The sequence below is a fragment of the Halobacillus sp. A1-3 genome, from assembly GCF_050971765.1.
Classification (GTDB): Bacteria; Bacillota; Bacilli; order Bacillales; family Halobacillaceae; genus Halobacillus; species Halobacillus mangrovi_B.
The window spans coordinates 493,248-511,415 of sequence record NZ_JBPCEO010000001.1 but is presented as its reverse complement, the minus strand read 5'-3'; the positions used below and the strand labels follow the sequence as shown (position 1 = coordinate 511,415).

At 42.2% G+C, this 18,168-nt stretch carries 17 protein-coding genes; 10 read left to right on the top strand and 7 right to left on the bottom strand.

Translation table 11 applies throughout. From position 1 onward, the window contains the following. Positions 1 to 44 precede the first annotated feature (44 nt). The 3 genes from rpsF to rpsR are packed head-to-tail and all read left to right on the top strand — an operon-like array spanning position 45 to position 1,088. Entirely contained in the window at positions 45 to 338 is a 294-nt protein-coding gene (gene rpsF / locus ACRYKC_RS02390) for a 30S ribosomal protein S6 (protein ID WP_085027172.1), read from the top strand. Between the two features lie 12 nt (positions 339 to 350). Next, complete coding sequence (ssb, locus tag ACRYKC_RS02385) at positions 351 to 839, top strand: single-stranded DNA-binding protein (RefSeq protein WP_085027173.1); 489 nt, start codon at positions 351 to 353, stop codon at positions 837 to 839. A 21-nt stretch (positions 840 to 860) separates the two neighbouring features. Then, positions 861 to 1,088 (top strand): 30S ribosomal protein S18, encoded by a 228-nt coding sequence (gene rpsR, locus ACRYKC_RS02380; protein ID WP_085027175.1) that lies wholly within the window; start codon positions 861 to 863, stop codon positions 1,086 to 1,088. A 73-nt stretch (positions 1,089 to 1,161) separates the two neighbouring features. Here the strand turns inward: rpsR and ACRYKC_RS02375 are convergent, their stop codons facing one another. Beyond that, a complete protein-coding gene (locus ACRYKC_RS02375; protein WP_433805051.1) occupies positions 1,162 to 1,599 on the bottom strand; it encodes an Rrf2 family transcriptional regulator in 438 nt (145 codons plus the stop codon). Between the two features lie 179 nt (positions 1,600 to 1,778). Between ACRYKC_RS02375 and hmpA the strand changes: the two genes are divergently transcribed. Next, positions 1,779 to 2,999, top strand: coding sequence for an NO-inducible flavohemoprotein (gene hmpA / locus ACRYKC_RS02370; protein WP_433805050.1), 1,221 nt, complete (start codon positions 1,779 to 1,781; stop codon positions 2,997 to 2,999). 30 nt (positions 3,000 to 3,029) lie between these two features. Here hmpA and ACRYKC_RS02365 read toward each other — a convergent pair whose 3' ends face one another. Continuing rightward, positions 3,030 to 3,665 (bottom strand): YczE/YyaS/YitT family protein, encoded by a 636-nt coding sequence (locus ACRYKC_RS02365; RefSeq protein WP_433805049.1) that lies wholly within the window; start codon positions 3,663 to 3,665, stop codon positions 3,030 to 3,032. Positions 3,666 to 3,816: 151 nt separating this feature from the next. Continuing rightward, complete coding sequence (locus ACRYKC_RS02360) at positions 3,817 to 5,469, bottom strand: peptide ABC transporter substrate-binding protein (RefSeq protein WP_433805126.1); 1,653 nt, start codon at positions 5,467 to 5,469, stop codon at positions 3,817 to 3,819. Between the two features lie 255 nt (positions 5,470 to 5,724). Between ACRYKC_RS02360 and ACRYKC_RS02355 the strand changes: the two genes are divergently transcribed. Both ACRYKC_RS02355 and serA read left to right on the top strand, forming a co-directional pair. After that, positions 5,725 to 6,888: a pyridoxal-phosphate-dependent aminotransferase family protein gene (locus tag ACRYKC_RS02355; RefSeq protein WP_433805048.1), complete on the top strand. Its 1,164-nt coding sequence runs from the start codon at positions 5,725 to 5,727 to the stop codon at positions 6,886 to 6,888. Then, positions 6,889 to 8,475: a phosphoglycerate dehydrogenase gene (gene serA, locus ACRYKC_RS02350; RefSeq protein ID WP_433805046.1), complete on the top strand. Its 1,587-nt coding sequence runs from the start codon at positions 6,889 to 6,891 to the stop codon at positions 8,473 to 8,475. A gap of 316 nt (positions 8,476 to 8,791) precedes the next feature. Here serA and ACRYKC_RS02345 read toward each other — a convergent pair whose 3' ends face one another. Then, positions 8,792 to 9,607, bottom strand: coding sequence for a histidinol-phosphatase HisJ family protein (locus ACRYKC_RS02345; protein ID WP_433805045.1), 816 nt, complete (start codon positions 9,605 to 9,607; stop codon positions 8,792 to 8,794). A gap of 173 nt (positions 9,608 to 9,780) precedes the next feature. On the opposite strand from ACRYKC_RS02345, the gene ACRYKC_RS02340 reads away from it, so the two are divergent. The 4 genes from ACRYKC_RS02340 (at position 9,781) to dnaB (ending at position 14,651) form a co-directional block, all read left to right on the top strand. After that, positions 9,781 to 10,728 (top strand): YybS family protein, encoded by a 948-nt coding sequence (locus tag ACRYKC_RS02340; protein WP_433805044.1) that lies wholly within the window; start codon positions 9,781 to 9,783, stop codon positions 10,726 to 10,728. Between the two features lie 35 nt (positions 10,729 to 10,763). After that, complete coding sequence (locus tag ACRYKC_RS02335) at positions 10,764 to 12,737, top strand: DHH family phosphoesterase (RefSeq protein ID WP_433805043.1); 1,974 nt, start codon at positions 10,764 to 10,766, stop codon at positions 12,735 to 12,737. Next, the gene (rplI, locus tag ACRYKC_RS02330) at positions 12,734 to 13,180 is read left to right on the top strand and encodes a 50S ribosomal protein L9 (RefSeq protein WP_433805042.1); all 447 of its coding nucleotides are present in this window, start codon (positions 12,734 to 12,736) and stop codon (positions 13,178 to 13,180) included. Before ACRYKC_RS02335 ends, rplI begins: the two co-directional genes overlap by 4 nt. Before the next feature lie 109 nt (positions 13,181 to 13,289). Further along, on the top strand, positions 13,290 to 14,651 hold the full coding sequence (gene dnaB, locus ACRYKC_RS02325) for a replicative DNA helicase (protein WP_433805041.1): 1,362 nt from the start codon (positions 13,290 to 13,292) through the stop codon (positions 14,649 to 14,651). Between the two features lie 215 nt (positions 14,652 to 14,866). On the opposite strand, the gene ACRYKC_RS02320 is transcribed toward dnaB, so the two are convergent. The 3 genes from ACRYKC_RS02320 to ACRYKC_RS02310 form a co-directional block, all read right to left on the bottom strand. After that, complete coding sequence (locus tag ACRYKC_RS02320; protein ID WP_433805040.1) at positions 14,867 to 15,949, bottom strand: prenyltransferase/squalene oxidase repeat-containing protein; 1,083 nt, start codon at positions 15,947 to 15,949, stop codon at positions 14,867 to 14,869. Between the two features lie 406 nt (positions 15,950 to 16,355). After that, a complete protein-coding gene (locus ACRYKC_RS02315) occupies positions 16,356 to 17,210 on the bottom strand; it encodes a Cof-type HAD-IIB family hydrolase (protein ID WP_433805039.1) in 855 nt (284 codons plus the stop codon). Continuing rightward, the gene (locus ACRYKC_RS02310) at positions 17,201 to 17,983 is read right to left on the bottom strand and encodes a DeoR/GlpR family DNA-binding transcription regulator (RefSeq protein WP_433805125.1); all 783 of its coding nucleotides are present in this window, start codon (positions 17,981 to 17,983) and stop codon (positions 17,201 to 17,203) included. The genes ACRYKC_RS02315 and ACRYKC_RS02310 overlap by 10 nt, the downstream gene beginning before the upstream one ends. Between the last annotated feature and the right edge of the window lie 185 nt (positions 17,984 to 18,168).

The window sequence follows — 18,168 nt, the reverse complement described above, 5'->3', positions numbered from 1 at the left end:
TATAAAGAATAGGAGCCGTTAAGTCCATAAGGAGGTGAAAACGGATGAGTAGAAAATACGAAATCATGTATATCATCCGCCCAGACATCGAGGAGGAAGCTAAGACAGCGGTCATGGATCGCTTCAGCACAATCCTTTCTGACAATGGTGCGGAGATCGAAGAAGTTAAGGAAGTTGGCAAGCGTCGTCTTGCTTACGAAATTAACGACTACCGTGATGGGATCTATGTAACGATCGACTTCAACGGTACACGTGAAGCGATCAATGAATTCGACCGTCAAGCGAAGTTCACGGATGACATTATCCGCCACATCGCTGTACGCGAAGATGACAAATAAGGAGTGATTCTGATGTTGAATCGTGTCGTTTTAGTCGGCAGATTAACGAAGGATCCTGATTTACGCTACACGCCAAACGGAGTAGCCGTAGCCAATTTCACAATTGCAGTCAACCGCCCATTCTCCAACAAACAAGGAGAACAAGATGCGGATTTCATTAATTGTGTTGTTTGGAGACGTGCTGCAGAAAACTTAGCCAACTTTATGAGTAAAGGCAGTCAAGTTGGAGTGGACGGACGCTTACAGTCTCGCAGCTTCGACAATCAGGAAGGCAAGCGTGTATTTGTAACAGAAGTTGTTGCAGATAGCGTACAGTTCCTAGAATCCAAAGGTTCTTCCCAGGGTGGAGGAAATCGTGGAGGCTCAGGATTCCAACCGAATCAGAATCAACAACCATCAGGAAACAACTTCGGTTCTAACAATAACAACCAACGAAATGATGATCCATTCGCAGACAATGGAGAACCAATCGATATATCAGATGATGATTTACCATTCTAAAAAGGAAGGAGTGAATGCTACATGGCACGTCGTGGACGCGGAAAACGTAAAAAGGTGTGTTTCTTCACAGCTAACGGAATCACACACATCGACTTTAAAGATGTTGATTTGCTAAAACGTTTCGTTTCTGACCGTGGAAAAATTCTTCCTCGTCGAGTAACTGGAACTTCTGCAAAGTATCAGCGTAAATTGACGAAAGCAATCAAACGCGCTCGTCAAATGGCTCTACTTCCTTACTCTACTGAATAAGGGTAGCGCGAAAAAAGCCGCTTAGTCTTAAATTAGACTAAGCGGCTTTTTTATTTTTTATTGATCTTACTTTTTACTTTATTCCCATTAATTCCTGCAATTCTTCTTGGTTAGTCAATAGATCCGCTAGAGTATATTGATCTACCACTTCCAGAAAGGCTCTGAGCGCATCATTCAAAACGTGTTTCAATTTACAGGCTGGAGTGATCACACAATAGTTTGTCTTCCGGTCGAAACATTCCAATAAGTGAAAATCGTCCTCCATTGCCCGAACTACTTGACCTACGTTGATATCTGCCGCAGGCTTAGCAAGTCTAATTCCGCCAGAACGTCCCCTGATGGTTTCAATCAACCCTAATTTATTCAATTCGTGAATGATCTTTCCTAGATGGTTCTCAGATATGTTGAATACTTCGGAAATCTCTTTTTTATTGGCTAGCGTTCCATCCTCTTTAGAAGCTGTAAAAATCAACACCCTCAAAGCATAGTCTGTATATTTCTTTAAACGCATTGGTTAAACCCTCTTTTTAAAATCTTTTTATTAATCTTATCACAAGTGCATGGGGTTGTCTTTACAGTTGCTTCCTCTCTAATCTTAACAAAGTTGTCATAAAAGGTGTATTTAAAATATATCTTTTAGCGTTATAATAAACATATATTATAAATACTTCTTTTAGGAGAGGATTCCTTATGACTTCAAAAGTGGGATTAGACCAAAGAACGGTGGACATTATTAAATCGACGGTGCCTGTATTAGCGGAGCACGGTGAGGCGATTACTAAACATTTTTATCAGAAAATGTTCAAAGATCATCCGGAATTAAAGAATATTTTTAACCAAACTCACCAGAAAGTAGGCGACCAACCTAAAGCATTAGCTGATACAGTGTACGCTGCTGCACAGCATATCGATCAATTGGAAAAGATTTTACCGAGAGTAAAAGAAATTGCTCACAAACACCGCAGTTTGAATGTAAAACCTGAGCACTACCCAATTGTTGGAGAATATTTACTTATTGCGATTAAGGATGTACTTGGTGAAAATGCGACAGACGAAATCATCGAAGCCTGGGGAGAAGCCTACGGAATCATTGCTGATGTGTTTATTCAAGTGGAAGATGGAATGTATAAAGAAACGGCAATGCAGGAAGGCGGATGGACTGGTTTCCGCAATTTCAGTGTCATGAAAAAAGTAAAAGAGAGCGACGTCATTACATCCTTCTATTTAAAGCCTGCGGACGGAGAAGCTATTCCTTCATATCTGCCTGGCCAGTACCTGACCATTAAGGCGCAAATTGAAGGAGACAACTACGATCATTTAAGACAATACAGTTTATCAGACGCTCCAGGAAAAGATTATTATCGGATCAGCGTCAAACGAGAAGATAGTCTAGAGGAAAAACCGGCAGGAGTCGTCTCAACATGGCTGCATCAAGAAGTACAAGAAGGAGATTTACTTCCGGTTAGTGCTCCAGCAGGAGATTTCCATTTGGATCTCTCTACAAAGAGACCACTAGTATTGATGAGTGGCGGTGTAGGTTTTACACCTTTATTGAGTATGCTTAATACAGTGAAGGAAAATCACCCAGAAAGAGACATCTATTTCATTCATGCGGCCCGTAACGGATCCGTACATGCGCTTAAAGAGGAAATGGTCCTTGGAGGACACGGAAAGACTATGTTCATCTATGAAAATCCGAACTCCAATGATCTTCAGGAGAAAGCTTATGACAAAGGTGGCTACATTGACCTTGAATGGTTGAAGAGAAGTGTTCCACATGAATCTGAGTTCTATTTCTGTGGCCCTAAAGGATTCATGAAAGCTATCTATCAATCATTACGTCAGTGGGAAGTTCCAGAGTCACAGATTCATTTCGAATTCTTTGGTCCAAAAGGAAGTTTAGAAGCATAAAGAAAAAGTCGTGGCAGCGCCACGACTTTTTTATTGCTTTTGATACGATGGAGTGGCTTCTGATAACCATCCATCCAAACGGTTTGTATATCCCATGAAAAAATGAATAACAAACCCGCTCAAAACAGCGATAATCAGCGTACCGATTCCTATGGCACCTCCAAAAAAGGCGGCGAGAATAACGAGAACAATGCTGATAATAGCCCTGGAGAGAGAAACATTTAATCCAGTTAAATTTCTTAAAACCAGCATCATGCGGTCAAACGGGTTGGGAGCGAAGTCAGCCTGCAGATTGACAGCAATGCCCAAACCAGAAATGACTAATCCCACAAGTAAGCATACGTATTGAGGGATGATGGCTTCCGGTTCAATCCATCCTCTGAATAGGTGGACCCAAAAATCGATTCCTGCTCCTGTCAATAGTGAAGTGAATAAGGCGATCAATTCAGGCCGTCGTTTTTCAGCAATAGAATTAAATATGATCATTGAGAAACCAACAACGATCTCCCAGCTTCCAATCGTTAAGCCATACGTACGGTATAAGCCGACGAGGAGTGCGTCAAAAGGAGAAGTACCTAACTTTGACTGAATGGTCAAAGCGATGCCCAGAGTTAAAATGACGATGCCTGCCGTGTAATAAATGCTTCTGAGATAGATACGCTTCAATTGTCACACTCCCTTCCAAAAACTCTCAATGTCAGATTACTATATCGCGGATGAAGAGAAGTTTCAAGAAAGAACAATCAGGAATACAAATTAGCTATATAGAACACAAAAAAGGAGACTCTTAGAAAAGAGTCTCCTCAGTTTTGTAGTTTTATTCTTCTACATGAGCCCACTTGAATTCAAATTCTGGACCTGTTGCTGTTGTAAATACTCCTTTAATTGAAGGACGGAATAGTTGAGCTTTAGCATCCTGATAAATCGGAGCTACGGCAGCATCTTCTTCAAGTAGAAGGCGTTCTGCCTCTAAGAACGTCTCAAAACGTTTCTCTGGATCCTGCGCATATTCGCCATTCGCCTTTTCAATCAGAGCATCATATTCTGGATTAGAATAGTTCATGTTGTTGTTTTGTCCATCAGTCAGATACATGTTCAAGTACGTGTTAGGGTCAACATAGTCAGGACCCCATGTAGCAGCTTCCATTTCGAATTCAGATGCGCTGTCACGACGTACACGCTCTTTAAATGGTACTTCGACAACTTCGATGGTCAATCCATCAAGTTTAGATTCAAGCTGATCTTTGTAGTAAGCCATGACATTTTTAGATGTACCTGTGTCATCACCCATAAGTTCGATCGTTACAGAGTCTGTTCCTAGCGCTTCTAAAGCTTTGCTCCAATGTTCTTTTGCTTTCTCTTCATTAGATTCCACAAGAGGACCTTGGGCTTCACGGAAGTCTTTTTCACTGTTAGGCATAGATACAAAGTTGGATGGTACATACCCTTCAGCAGGTACGGACCCATCATTTAAAATTACGTCAACAAGAGACTGGCGATCAATAGCATAAGAGATAGCTTTACGCGCATCCACATTAGCTAGAGCTTCATTGGCCTCTTGATTGAATTTAAAGAAGTATAGATATGGTTTTTCAGCAATATTGAAAGCTTCGTGTGTCTTGTATTGATCCACAAATTCAGCATTCAGTTCTGTCTGGTCCAGTTCACCAGATTCATAAAGGTTTACACCTGTAGAGACTTCTTTAATTACTTTCGCATTTATTTTCTCAAGCTGTACCGCTTCTGCATCCCAATAATCTTCGTTCTTCTCAACAGTCCAGCCTTCACCGTGGTTCCATGAAGTCATTTTGAACGGACCATTAGAAAGTGTGTAATCAGCTTCTGTTGCAAATTTTTCACCTTGTTCTTCAACATAGCTCTGGTTCAAAGGCATGAACGTTACGAAAACGGTCATGGACTTGAAGTATGGAACAGGTTTTTCAAGCTGTACTTCAAGTGTCTTATCATCGACAGCTTTTACGCCTAATTCTTCGATATCTTTCTCGCCATTACTAATGGCTGATGCATTTTTAATGATTCCACCAAGGAAATAAGGACCATACTCTGACCCTACATCAGGGTCTACTGCTCTTCTCCAGGAATAGACGAAATCATTTGCTGTAACCGGATCTCCGTTGGACCATTGTGCATCGCGCAGTTTGAATGTCCATGTTAATCCATCATCACTGACAGTACCCTCTTTGGCCATTCCTTCTGTCAGATTGCTGTTCTCATCAAGTCGATAGAGTCCTTCAAGTGTTTCTCCAGCCCACTGGAAACCCACTGAGTCTGTAATTAAAGAAGGGTCCATACTTGGAATTTCACTTTTTGCTGTAACGGTGATTTCTTGTTTAGCGCTGCTATCTCCGCCGGAATCCCCGCTACCTTCTCCACCGCTCTCTGATGATGTTTCGCCGTCCCCCCCACTACATGCGGCTAATACTAGGACCAGCATTAGTGTGAAGACCATCCATAAGCTCTTTCTCAATGTAATCCCCCCGAATTAATAATTTTCTAAAAATAACTACTTTTTGAATTATACAGATAACTTGTTCACATTTCAGTAACATTTTTTAAGAAAAAAAAGAAAAAAAGTAATGTGCGTGAAAATTCATATTACATTGACAATGCAAGTTCTTTTGATAGGATTAAGGAATATCATTTCTTTCTTTTTCTACCGCGTAAAAGGATGAAAGAGAGCATATATATGAGGAGGTAATCTGAAATGAAACGTGAATGGGATCTATTGCATACGCCTGGGCCTACCCCAATTCCGCCTAGTGTTGAACGTGCAATGAACCAGCCGATGATCGGTCATAGAGGTCAAAAGTGTAAGGAGCTTTTAAACGATCTTGCCCCCCGTTTAAAACCCGTATTTGGAACAAGTGGAGAAGTCCTTGTCTTAACAGGAAGCGGGACTTCAGCTTTAGAAGCAGCTGTCGTGAATACGACGCAGCCTGGAGATGAGGTCATTGTTGTTGTCGCTGGTGCTTTTGGAGACCGCTTTGCACAAATTTGTAAGACGTACGAATTAAATGTGCACCGCATTGATGTCGAATGGGGAAAAGCGGTGACTGTTGAACAAGTAGAGTCCGTGCTTCAAGCAGCCGAAGATCCAAAAGCTGTGTTTTTGACTCATTGTGAAACATCCACTGGTGTCATGCATCCGGTAGAAAAAGTTGCAGAACGTGTCAAACAGCTCAGTGATTCTCTTGTAATCGTTGATGGAGTCTCTTCTATCGGAGGAGCTAAAATTGATATGGACCGTTCTGGAATCGATCTCGTAGTCTCTGGCTCGCAGAAAGCGATGATGCTTCCCCCAGGTCTTGCTTTTGTTGCCGTAGGAAATCAAGCATGGGAAGTGATCAACCAGAACGAGCGTCCACGTTTCTATTTAGATCTTAGAACTTATAACAAACGCTTAAGTGAAGGGCAGACGCCTTTCACACCGGCTTTATCCCTTCTTTTTGGTTTGGATGAAGTGTTACGTCTAATGGAGGAAGAAGGACTGGAGCAAGTATTTGAACGTCATCAAACGATGAAGTCGATGACTCGAGCAGCTGCAGAAGCTATGAATCTTTCACTATTAGTCTCTGAGGAGGGTTCTTCTTCCACGGTGACTTCAATCAAACCGACGACTTTTGATGCGGAGGAACTTCGTAAAACAGCGAACGAAGAATTCGGACTCATCTTAGCCGGCGGGCAAAAACATATGAAAGGTGAAATCTTCAGGATTGGCCATATGGGATATTCCCGTCCTGCCGATGTTTTACGTTACATCAGTATTTTAGAAGTCATTCTCAAGCGTTTAGGCCATCCTTTTGAAAGTGGAAAAGGAAGTGCCGCTGCACAAGAAGCGTACCTGAACGGAATAAAGGAGTTGAAATAAATGTTTCGTGTATTGATTAGCGATCCGTTAAGTGAAGATGGTATTCGTCCCCTTTTGGAAGCAGAAGATGTAGAAGCGGTCATGGACCCTTCCCTCTCCCATGAAGAGTTATTAGAAGCTGTCAGTAAGTCTCATGCGTTGATCGTCAGGAGTCAGACACAGGTGACAAGAGAAGTCATCGAGCATGCTCCTGAATTGAAGGTCATCGGTCGGGCCGGTGTTGGTGTCGATAACATTGATTTAGATGCTGCGACAGAGAATGGAGTTGTCGTTGTAAACGCTCCTGATGGAAATACCATCTCTACAGCAGAGCATACAATGGCCATGCTTATGTCACTCGCGAGAAATATTCCGCAAGCTTACCACCAGCTGAAGCAGAGAAAATGGGAGCGTAAGAAATTCGTCGGTGTGGAGCTGAAGGATAAAACGATTGGTATTGTAGGCTTTGGCCGGATTGGTATGGAAGTGGCCCAGCGCGCAAAAGGCCACCGCATGAAAGTTATCGCCTATGATCCGTTCTTGAACAAAGAGAAAGCAGACAAAGCGGGTGTAAATCATGGTACCCTTCAGGAGGTCCTGCAGCAGGCAGACTTCTTAACGGTCCATACACCTTTAATAGAAGCAACGAAACACTTAATCGATAAAGAAGCGATTCAACTGATGAAGCCTGGCGCTAGAATTCTGAACTGTGCACGTGGCGGCATCATTGAAGAAGATGCGCTGTATGATGCGATTAAGAGTGGCAAAATTGCAGGCGCTGGTCTCGATGTATTCGAAGAAGAGCCAGCGATTGATCACCCATTATTGGATTTAGAAGAAGTGATTGCAACGCCGCACTTAGGAGCGAGCACTGTCGAAGCACAGGAAAACGTGGCGACAGATGTCAGCTTTGATGTGATGGAATTGCTGCGTGGAGGCTCTGTGAAGAACCCTGTAAACATGCCTTCCGTCTCTTCTGAAATGATGGATAAACTTTTCCCATATTTCCAGCTTTCCGAACGATTGGGAGCATTTTTATCAAGAGTCGTAAACGGAACATTGGAACGCGTTAGTGTTTATTATTCTGGTGAACTACTAGACGTAGATACAATGCCGCTTACAAGAATTGCTGTAAAAGGAATTCTACAGCGTCATATCGGAAACAGAGTCAATGATGTCAACGCCTTTAAGACTGCGTCCGATAAAGGAATTGTCATCAATGAACAGAAATCGACTTCCACAAAAGGCTTTACGAACTTGGTTACCGTTGAAATTGAGACCGATCAAGAAAAACGCAGTATAGCAGGAACACTGCTTAATGGTCTTGGAGCCCGTATTGTACAGCTCGATCAATATTCGATTGATGTCGTTCCAAAAGGTCATTTGGTCGTCATCCATCATACCGACCAGCCTGGAGCTATCGGACGTGTAGGTAGCTTGCTTGCAACTCATCATATAAATATCGCCACGATGCAGGTTGGACGTACAAATGTCGGTGGGGAAGCGGTCATGGTGCTTACGGTAGACAAAGAAGTTGAAGGAGACTGTCACGAACAGTTAACGGAGATTGACGATATTAAACAAGTTCAGTGCTTAACTATATCTTAATCATTAAACAGGCAAGCGAATAAAGGCTTGCCTGTTTTTTTATGGGGTACTTCATTAAAGGTTATAAAAGGTTGAGAGTTAATCAGGTATTGCTTGTTTGAAGTAATGCTATGAAGGTAAGTCCGTCCTTTTGGTCACTCAAAAGCTTTGCTTGCTCATAATCACTTGAAGATTTTTGGTCGGTAGCTTACATGTATTCCACTTCTCTTACCAATGTTAGAAGGTGAAAATCTAAGCGCTACGATACACTATCCATCATATTTTTTTAGTCAAAAAGAGCCATCCGCAGGCGATATGCGGATGGCTTTTTAACTGCTTATCCAATTGGATGCTTGGTCGCTTTTCTATTCTTAAACACATGTACTTCCTCGTACCCGACGGATTTAGCGAAGTCGATCGCCTCCTCATATCGATGGCCGATATGGTCAGGTTTGTGGGCATCCGAACAAAGAACGATTCCAACACCTTCATCTTTACAAATTTGTAAGAGTTCTGGGTCTGGATACAGCTTGCCAACAGGCTTACGTAAACCAGCCGTGCTAATTTCGATACACGTATCTGTCGATGAAAGAGCTTTGGCTGCTCTTCTGTATTGCTCTCTTAAAAATTCCCGATCATCCGGTTCATAACCGAAGACTTTTATAACGTCGATATGTCCGACAAAATCAAATAGACCTGATTCGGCAAGGGTAACGACACGGTCGAAATATTGGCGGTAAACTTCATGGAGGTCGCGTTTCTCGTATTCATCGCGGTAAATGGCTAGGTCGATACCCCAATCATCGATCCAATGGACGGAGCCGATCACATAATCAAAAGGACGGGAGGAGATGAAGTTTTCCATTTCCTTCTCTTTTCCTGGCATATAGTCCATTTCAATTCCCATTTTTATCGGCAGTCCTTGTTTTTCAGCCTCGTCAAACATGTCTTGATAGGTTTTAAAATCTAATGTACGTCGGTTGTTGACCCAGGGGTTGGAAAGAATGTCACTCGTTTCCTGGAAGAAATAAGCATGTTCTGATATGCCCAGCTCTTCAATGCCCTCTTCTCTCGCTTTTTCTATGTATGTCTTTAAATACTCTACATCCAAATTTCCGGTCTCTGCCATGTGTACATGATAATCAGTCCTCATGAATACCCTCCTTGAATGGTGTAAGATTTCATTCATCATATCAGACATCCCGAAATCCACCAAGCAGGAAATTGAGATCAATTCCATAAATCTATGGGAAGAAGAAACCGAGAGAAATATGTTAAAATAGTTAAGTTAGTAAACGCCCGAATGAAATAGAGGTGTAGCTGGAAATGAATAACACGAGAAGAATTACGGAAGGGGCTTTAATGACAGGCATATATCTGCTATTGTTATTGGTAATTATTTTCCTGCCAGGAATCATAGGATCAATCCTATTATTTACCTTGCCTGTTCCGTTCGTATTTTATAGTTATCGGCATGGATGGAAAGCCGGATTGCTGATGTTTGTCGCATCAATTATTTTTACAACACTGTTTGCGACAGTCGTCTCTCTCCCAGTCACCCTTCTTGCCGGAGTTGGCGGTCTCTTCCTCGGTGGGGCCATGCATAAGGAGCGCTCCCCATACGAAACATGGGCGATTGGTTCCGTCGGCTTTATTATTGGAATTGTAGGCATTTACTTAGTGACGCAGCTGTTTTTCGGCATCAATTGGATGGATCAAATCCGCGAGAGTCTGAATCAAGCGTTCACTATGACAGAAAACATGTTTGGCGGCATGTTACAAGGTGAAGACTCGGAACAACAGCTAGAGTTGATCAGGGAACAAATTAACAGGCTGCCGGATATCGTCCCGAGTATCTTGGCTATTACAGGAATCAGCTTTGCCATCGTCAGTCAATGGCTGACGTACAAACTGATCAATCGGATTGAAAATAAAAAATTCAAGTTTTCTACTTTCCGTAACTTCCGCTTGCCAACGTCCGTTTTGTGGTATTACTTTGTGGCTATGATTGTGCATTATGCGACAATGGACGGAGATGGAATATTTTATTTAGCAGCAATCAACGTTTATACACTGACAGGTATCCTTATTGCCCTGCAAGGATTTTCATTTATATTCTTTTATGCCCATATGAAAAAATGGTCCAAAGCTATACCGGCTGTTGCGATTGTCCTTTCCCTGCTTCTTCCACAAATCCTGCTGTACCTTGTACGAATATTGGGTATAATTGATATAGGATTTCCGTTACGGAAGCGCGTGGAAGAAAAGAAATAAAATAGCTCGTATAAGATGGTAGGAGCTGAAAAGAAATGCCTAATTTTTTTAAAAAACCAACGATGAGCGGTCATTTATGGATTATCTATCTGATCTCACTCATCCTGCTCGGCTTCATTTGGTTTTACCAATGGATGCTTGGATTAATGATGACGTTATTCCTTGCAGCATCCATTTTCTATAGTGTCCGGACAGAACAGAATATGATCAATGAGACAGAAGAATATATATCGACGCTATCCTACAGGGTCAAAAAAGTAGGAGAAGAGGCGTTGTTGGAAATGCCGATCGGGATCATTCTGTTCAGTGAAAACTTCACGGTCGAATGGGCCAATCCTTATATGAACAGATTTACAGATCAAGATACAATTGTAGGTAAATCGTTGAAGGATATATCCGATAAACTCATCCAGCCTATCAAGGATGGTGAGGATGAGGTTTGGGTCAATGTCGATGGGTATAAGCTTCAGACAATCATTAAGAAAAAAGAGCGGCTCCTTTATTTATTTGATCGAACGAAGCAAACAGAGATCTCAAACTTATATCAAAATGAACAGACGGTATTATCAATCATTTTCCTGGATAACTATGAAGAGATCACTCAGGGGATGGATGATACAGCTAAAAGTCATATCAACTCCCAGGTGACATCGATTTTGAATAAATGGGCCGGAGATTTCGGGATCTATTTGAAGCGGACCTCGCAAGAGCGATTTCTTGCTGTTATGAATCAGGAAATTCTTCATGGGCTAGAGAAAGCCAAATTCGAGATCCTTGATGAAGTCCGAGAATTAATTACAGATCAAAATGTGCCGCTGACCCTTAGTTTCGGAATCGGGGTCGGGCCTGTCAATCTTCCAGAACTCGGCGAACTGGCGCAGTCCAGCTTGGATCTTGCGCTTGGACGAGGTGGAGACCAGGTGGCGATTAAGGATGACTCTGGTAAAGTACGTTTCTACGGTGGAAAGACAAATCCGATGGAAAAACGTACACGTGTACGGGCAAGGGTGATTTCACACGCCATGAAAGAACTTGTACAAGAGAGCGAGAAGGTTCTGATTATGGGGCACAAATCGCCTGATATGGATTCTATCGGCGCTTCGATCGGGATTTTAAAGATTGCTCAAGCCAATGATAAAAAAGGAGCCATTGTTTTGGATCCTGACGATATCGATACAGGTGTCCAGCGAATGGTAGAAGAGATCGAGAAAGACGAAGATTTATGGCCTCATTTCATTACTCCTGAGGATGCCATCGAAGAAGTGACCAACGATACGCTGCTTGTCGTTGTGGATACACACAAACCTACTCTCGTGATGGAGGAGAAGCTATTATCGAAAACGGAGCATGTAGTTGTTATCGACCACCACCGGCGCGCAGAGGAATTCATTTCCGACCCAACCCTGGTGTATATGGAACCATATGCTTCCTCTACGGCAGAGCTCGTAACAGAACTGCTAGAATATCAACCGAAGAAACTGAAGCTTTCCATGCTTGAATCTACAGCATTATTAGCGGGGATTATCGTAGATACGAAAAGTTTTACCCTAAGAACTGGTTCGAGAACATTTGATGCGGCCTCGTATTTACGTTCCAAGGGAGCCGACACGGTTCAAGTCCAGAAATTTATGAAGGAAGACTTGGACGTTTATGTAAAAAGAAGCAAGCTGATTGAAAAAGCATCCATTTACCGGGATGGGATTGCCATATCGACCGGCGATACGGGACAAACTTACGGGCCTGTTATCATTGCACAGGCAGCCGATACGTTGTTAACCATGAGTGGAATCGTCGCTTCTTTTGTCATCTCAGAACGAAAGGACGGACGCATTGGAATCAGTGCCCGCTCTCTCGGCGATATCAATGTCCAGGTAATTATGGAGCGAATGAACGGCGGCGGACACCTGACCAATGCTGCGACTCAATTAGAAGACACAACGATTGAAGATGCAAAAGCATTGTTGCAAGATATTATTGACGAATATTTTGAAGGGGGAGAATCAGAATGAAAGTAATTTTCACTGCTGATGTCAAAGGTAAAGGGAAAAAAGGTGAAATCAAAGATGTGAATGATGGTTATGCCAGAAACTATCTTCTAAAAAATAATCTGGCCGTTGAAGCGACTAAAGGCAATGTGCAGGCTCAAAAGGCGAAAGATGCTAAAAAAGAACAGCGTGCACAGGAAGAAATCGATGAAGCGAAAAAGCTTAAAGATACGCTTTCTGATATGGAAGTGAAGCTGACGGCTAAATCAGGGGATAATGGCCGTCTCTTTGGCTCAATCACGAGTAAGCAGATTGCAGAAGAGCTGAAGAAATCTCATAATATCAAAATTGATAAGCGTAAAATCGAACTTGATGATCCAATTCGTACGCTTGGTTATACAAATGTGCCGGTTAAACTTCACCCTGAAGTGACTGGAACAATTCGCGTCCACGTGGATGAGAAATAGATAGATTCATAGAAAGGAAATCTCCATTTTCCTCTTATGATCTTTCCATTTGACGCGGTGCAACATTCAGGTTCAACACCTGCGCTAATTTCTAGAGGAGGAAATGCTAGTGAGTGAAATGTGGAATGATCGTACTCCGCCCCATAATATAGAGGCAGAACAGGCGGTACTTGGTGCGATCTTTTTAGAGCCAGAAGCGATGTCGACAGCAGCGGAGTATCTACTCCCAGAAGATTTTTATCGAGCTAGCCACCAGCGTATTTACGAAGTGATGTTGACGTTATCGGATAAAGGAGAGCCGATTGACCTCGTCACCGTAACGACGGCTCTTTCGAACAACAAAGTGTTGGAAGAAGTCGGAGGAGTTTCCTACTTAACGGATATCGCAAACTCTGTCCCGACGGCTGCCAATATCATGTACTACACGCAAATCGTCGGTGAAAAGTCTACACTTAGAAGTCTAATTCGTACAGCTACCAACATCGTGACCTCAGGATATGAAGAGGAAGATGACCTTGAGGATGTTCTGAACTCTGCAGAGAAGGATATTCTAGAAGTCTCTCAACGTAAGAATTCCAGCGCTTTTAAAAGTATTAAAGATGTCCTGATTGATGTCTATGATAATATCGAACAGCTTCATAACAATGATGGCAGCACAACTGGAATCCCTACGGGGTACAGGGATCTTGACCATCTTACCTCAGGCTTCCAGCGGAACGATCTCATCATCATTGCTGCACGTCCTTCCATGGGTAAGACCGCTTTTGCGTTGAACATTGCTCAAAACGTTGCGGTTCACACGGATGAAAACGTTGCGATTTTCAGTTTGGAGATGGGAGCGGACCAGCTCGTCTCTCGTATGCTTTGTGCTGAAGGGAATATTGATGCGCAGCGGCTCCGTACCGGAAACATGGAAGCGGAAGATTGGAATAAGCTGACGATGGCGATGGGAAGCTTGTCCAACGCTGGCATTTATATTGATGACACCCCTGGGATCAGGGTAAGTGAAATTCGTTCCAAGTGTCGTCGTCTTAAGCAAGAGCACGGTCTTGGCATGATTCTAATCGACTATTTGCAGTTGATTCAGGGAAGTGCGAATTCTAAGGAAAACCGTCAACAAGAGGTATCCGAAATTTCCCGTTCCTTAAAAGGATTGGCGCGTGAACTGAATGTTCCGCTCATCGCCTTATCTCAGCTTTCCCGTGGAGTAGAATCCAGACAGGATAAGCGCCCGATGATGTCGGACTTGCGTGAATCAGGTTCAATCGAGCAGGATGCCGATATTGTTGGATTCTTATATCGTGATGATTACTATGATAAAGAATCTGAGAACCAGAATATCATTGAGATTATTATATCCAAGCAGCGTAACGGTCCGGTAGGTAACGTTGAGTTAGCATTCGTGAAGGAATATAACAAGTTCGTTGACCTTGATCACCGTTACACGGATGCCGATATTCCGCCTGCTTAATGAAATCTATGAAACTCCTTTGTCAGCTCTCAAATGATGAGCTGATTAGGGAGTTTTTTATTTTAGGGGAACATTTCCAAGTAGTCGAATAACCTTTAAACAATGACAATATTTATAGTAAAAATAGGACTTATGCTAGTAATTTAACGTTAAAAAGGTGCAGGTCATAAAGAATGACCTGCACCTCTTGAGACACGAGATTTCCATATCATGAATTATGGTTGGAACGGGTTATAACCATCAATCGCATAAATCATCCAACCAGTGGCTGATACAGATTCCACGTCCTTCATTGTCCAGTATCCGTTATTGGTTCCAAGTAAGGAATAAGGGACTCCCCCAGTTCCATAAAAGTCTTGAATTTTAATAATTTCATTTAAGAAGTAATTTGCATCAGCTGTTCTTCCATCCATCTTAAAGGAAACGACCATCTGTGCTTGTCCTTCAAACCAAATGTCATCTTGATCACTGTTGAAATCAAATCCATCTATCGTAATCGAACTATTCTTTACCCGTTTTGATTGTTGATTACGGTGAGTATTCATCACATAGTCTAACCCGCGACTATATTGATAAGTACCTGATGTCCCAAGTGCTTGTACTCCCCAAGCATTAGTGTCCATTGGATCATTCGGATCATTACGGCCTGCCCAAAAGAACCCTTCAGTATCCTGCCAGGCTTCGTTATCTAAAAATGACTTCACATCAGCTGCTTCCTGCGTATAACCATAGTGGTTGAGCATCGCATAAGCATCTTGATTATGTTCAGTAGACGCCCAAGAAATTACATTGTTTGAAGAATCCAGACCTCCGTTAATCCCTCCATCAGCTTGCTGAAATTGCAACGACCAGTCAATTGCTTTGGTCGCCATATCTCGATACGTCGTAGTATCACCGGTATCTTTTTCGTATTTGGCTACAGCCATAACCGCCCATAACACAGGTCCTACATGCTGGTTACTTTCTTGAACGGATTTATTGTTACAAAAATAAGCCGTGTACCACGAACCAGAAGGATTTTGAAGGCTTTTCAAAGTATCTAAAACTGTTTTTGCGCTTGCTGTATCTCCCTTCACTAAAAACGCAATAGCCGCGACGGCCTGATCATATGTATAGGATATTTGCTGCCTATCAGCAAAACTATCGATTAAACCTGTTGTACATTGTTGTCCCTTTAACCAATTATAAGCATTATCAGAGGCAGAGGATGTACTAGAAGCTGCATAGGATGCAGGGGCTACTGATAAAACGAGTGCTAGGGTTAACGTAATAATAAATATATTCTTTAATTTAAACATTCTATCTCTCCTTAATTTTTACTTTCTATTCCTCGAAACAGGTGCTCCTTTCTTAATAATTGTTAACGCTTCCAAAATATCAGAAAATTAAGATTTTTACAAAAAATAATGTAACAGATTTTTACACGCAGGTCAAATTTTGCTAAGGACTTGAAATCCTATTGTTAGTGGAAAGTATAGTTTAAAAGATGAAGATGGAAGTTGAGTGGAGAACTGGTGAGGTTTGTATCGAGATTCCGACTCAAGAGATAGAGCTATCTACTTATACGATAAAGTATAAATCTTGCATTTTTTAATTTATAGATAAATAGGGAAAGACGACCTTTAATTAAAAGGCCGTCTTCTTTTTATTTTCATCACTCCTCGTTACGCCTCCAGTGAAGTTACGCCAAGAAGTGGATGAAACCTATGTCAGCCAATGATGAATCGCATGGGCGACGCCATGGTCGTCATTGCTTTTTGTAACAAAGTTGCTTGCTTCTTTAACGGCTGTTCTACCATTTGCCATGGCGGCGCTATGTCCAGCTTTTGCAATCATTGACAGATCGTTTGGACTGTCACCGATAGCCGCGGTGCGTTCAATGGAGTGTCCCAGGTGATTGGCCAGCTTTTCTAAAGCCAATCCTTTCGATGCATGCTTATGCTCAAGCTCAAAGTTATGAAGGGCAGAACTGACAAGCGTCAGGTTTGGGTAATCTTCAAAAGTCCCCCAGCCTTTATCCAGCTTCTCCTGTTCAAAGGAAAAAGCTAGCACATTATAAATAGGCGAACCTGCATCTAAAATATCTTGATAAGACTCCACATGGTAGAAGCCTGTCTGGCTGAATTGTTTCTCAAGAGCCTCTCTCAGTTTTTTTACATCCTCATTAGGGTTGGCACTTTGAATGCGATCCATCTCTATTTGCAAGAGCTCTCGTCCATTTTGAGGGGTTAAGATAGCAGAATCACTGAACACTTCGTAATAAAAATGTTCTTTATCTAACCATTTTAAAATTTCTACCGCATCCTGCTCTTCTATAGGAACGGAGTGAAAGAGTGTACCGTTTGGCTCATGGATCGTTGCACCGTTCGCGCCGATCACCCATGTATTCAAACCAGTCTTTTCAAGAACATTTCTAACATCAAACTCGGCTCTTCCTGTAGCGATCACAACTTCAGTCCCTTTTTGCTGAGCTATTTTGATTGCATCAATATTTTCCTTGCTAATCGTATTTTGACTGTTTAACAATGTTCCATCTAAATCAATCGCAATTAACTCCATACATCTGCCTCCTCTTTCCCTGCCACCAAAAGTTCAACGTCACAGCGGTCAAGCAGGCGTTGAAATTCTGGATCTGGTCCTTTGTCTGTAATAATCAAATCGACATCTTCCAGTTTAGCGAATTGAAAAAACTCCGTGACTCCGAATTTCGTATGGTCGGCAAGGACGATGACCTGTTCCGCCTGTTGGATCATATTCTTTTTGACCATGCCGTCTTCTTCGTGCGCAATGGTCAATCCATTTTCAGAAACCCCCACTACTCCTATGAAAGCTTTATCGACGTGGAATTTTTTCAGTCGTTCAATAACAGAAGTCCCAAATAAGAAACGATGCTCTTTCTGTAAGGAGCCGCCGAGTAGCTGGATATTTACATGCTTCTTATTTGAAAGGATTTCGGCCTGATTAATCGAATTGGTGATCACCGTACATTCGATCGCTTCCATATGATTAGCGCAGGCCTGAACTGTAGTCGATGTATCAAGGATGATTTTATCTCCTGACTGGATGAGAGACGCTGCTTTCTGCCCAATATGCTGTTTTTCCTGAGAAACGGTCTGCAATCGCTTCGTATAATCCTTGATGATATTATGGGAAGAAGGCAGGATCGCTCCCCCTCGCGTTCGCACAATGGCCTTTCTGTCTTCTAGTTTCACTAAATCTCTCCGTGCCGTATCCCTTGAGACTTGAAATAAATCACAGATCTGTTCGACAGAAATACGGCGGTTTCGATTTAGGTACCGAATGATCTCAATTAAACGTTCCTCTTGATACATCAGGTCATCCCCTTCCATATCTATCCTCTTTAAGTCATAATAAGTCATTTGGATTTGGTAATCAAGTGTAATAAGTTTTTGTAAGTATAAATAAGTAATCATGGTTAAGTTCATTATCGAACATTTGAGAAGATAATTTCTTTATTGTTCGGATATTGCGTTGACTTGATGAGGTAAGATTGGTA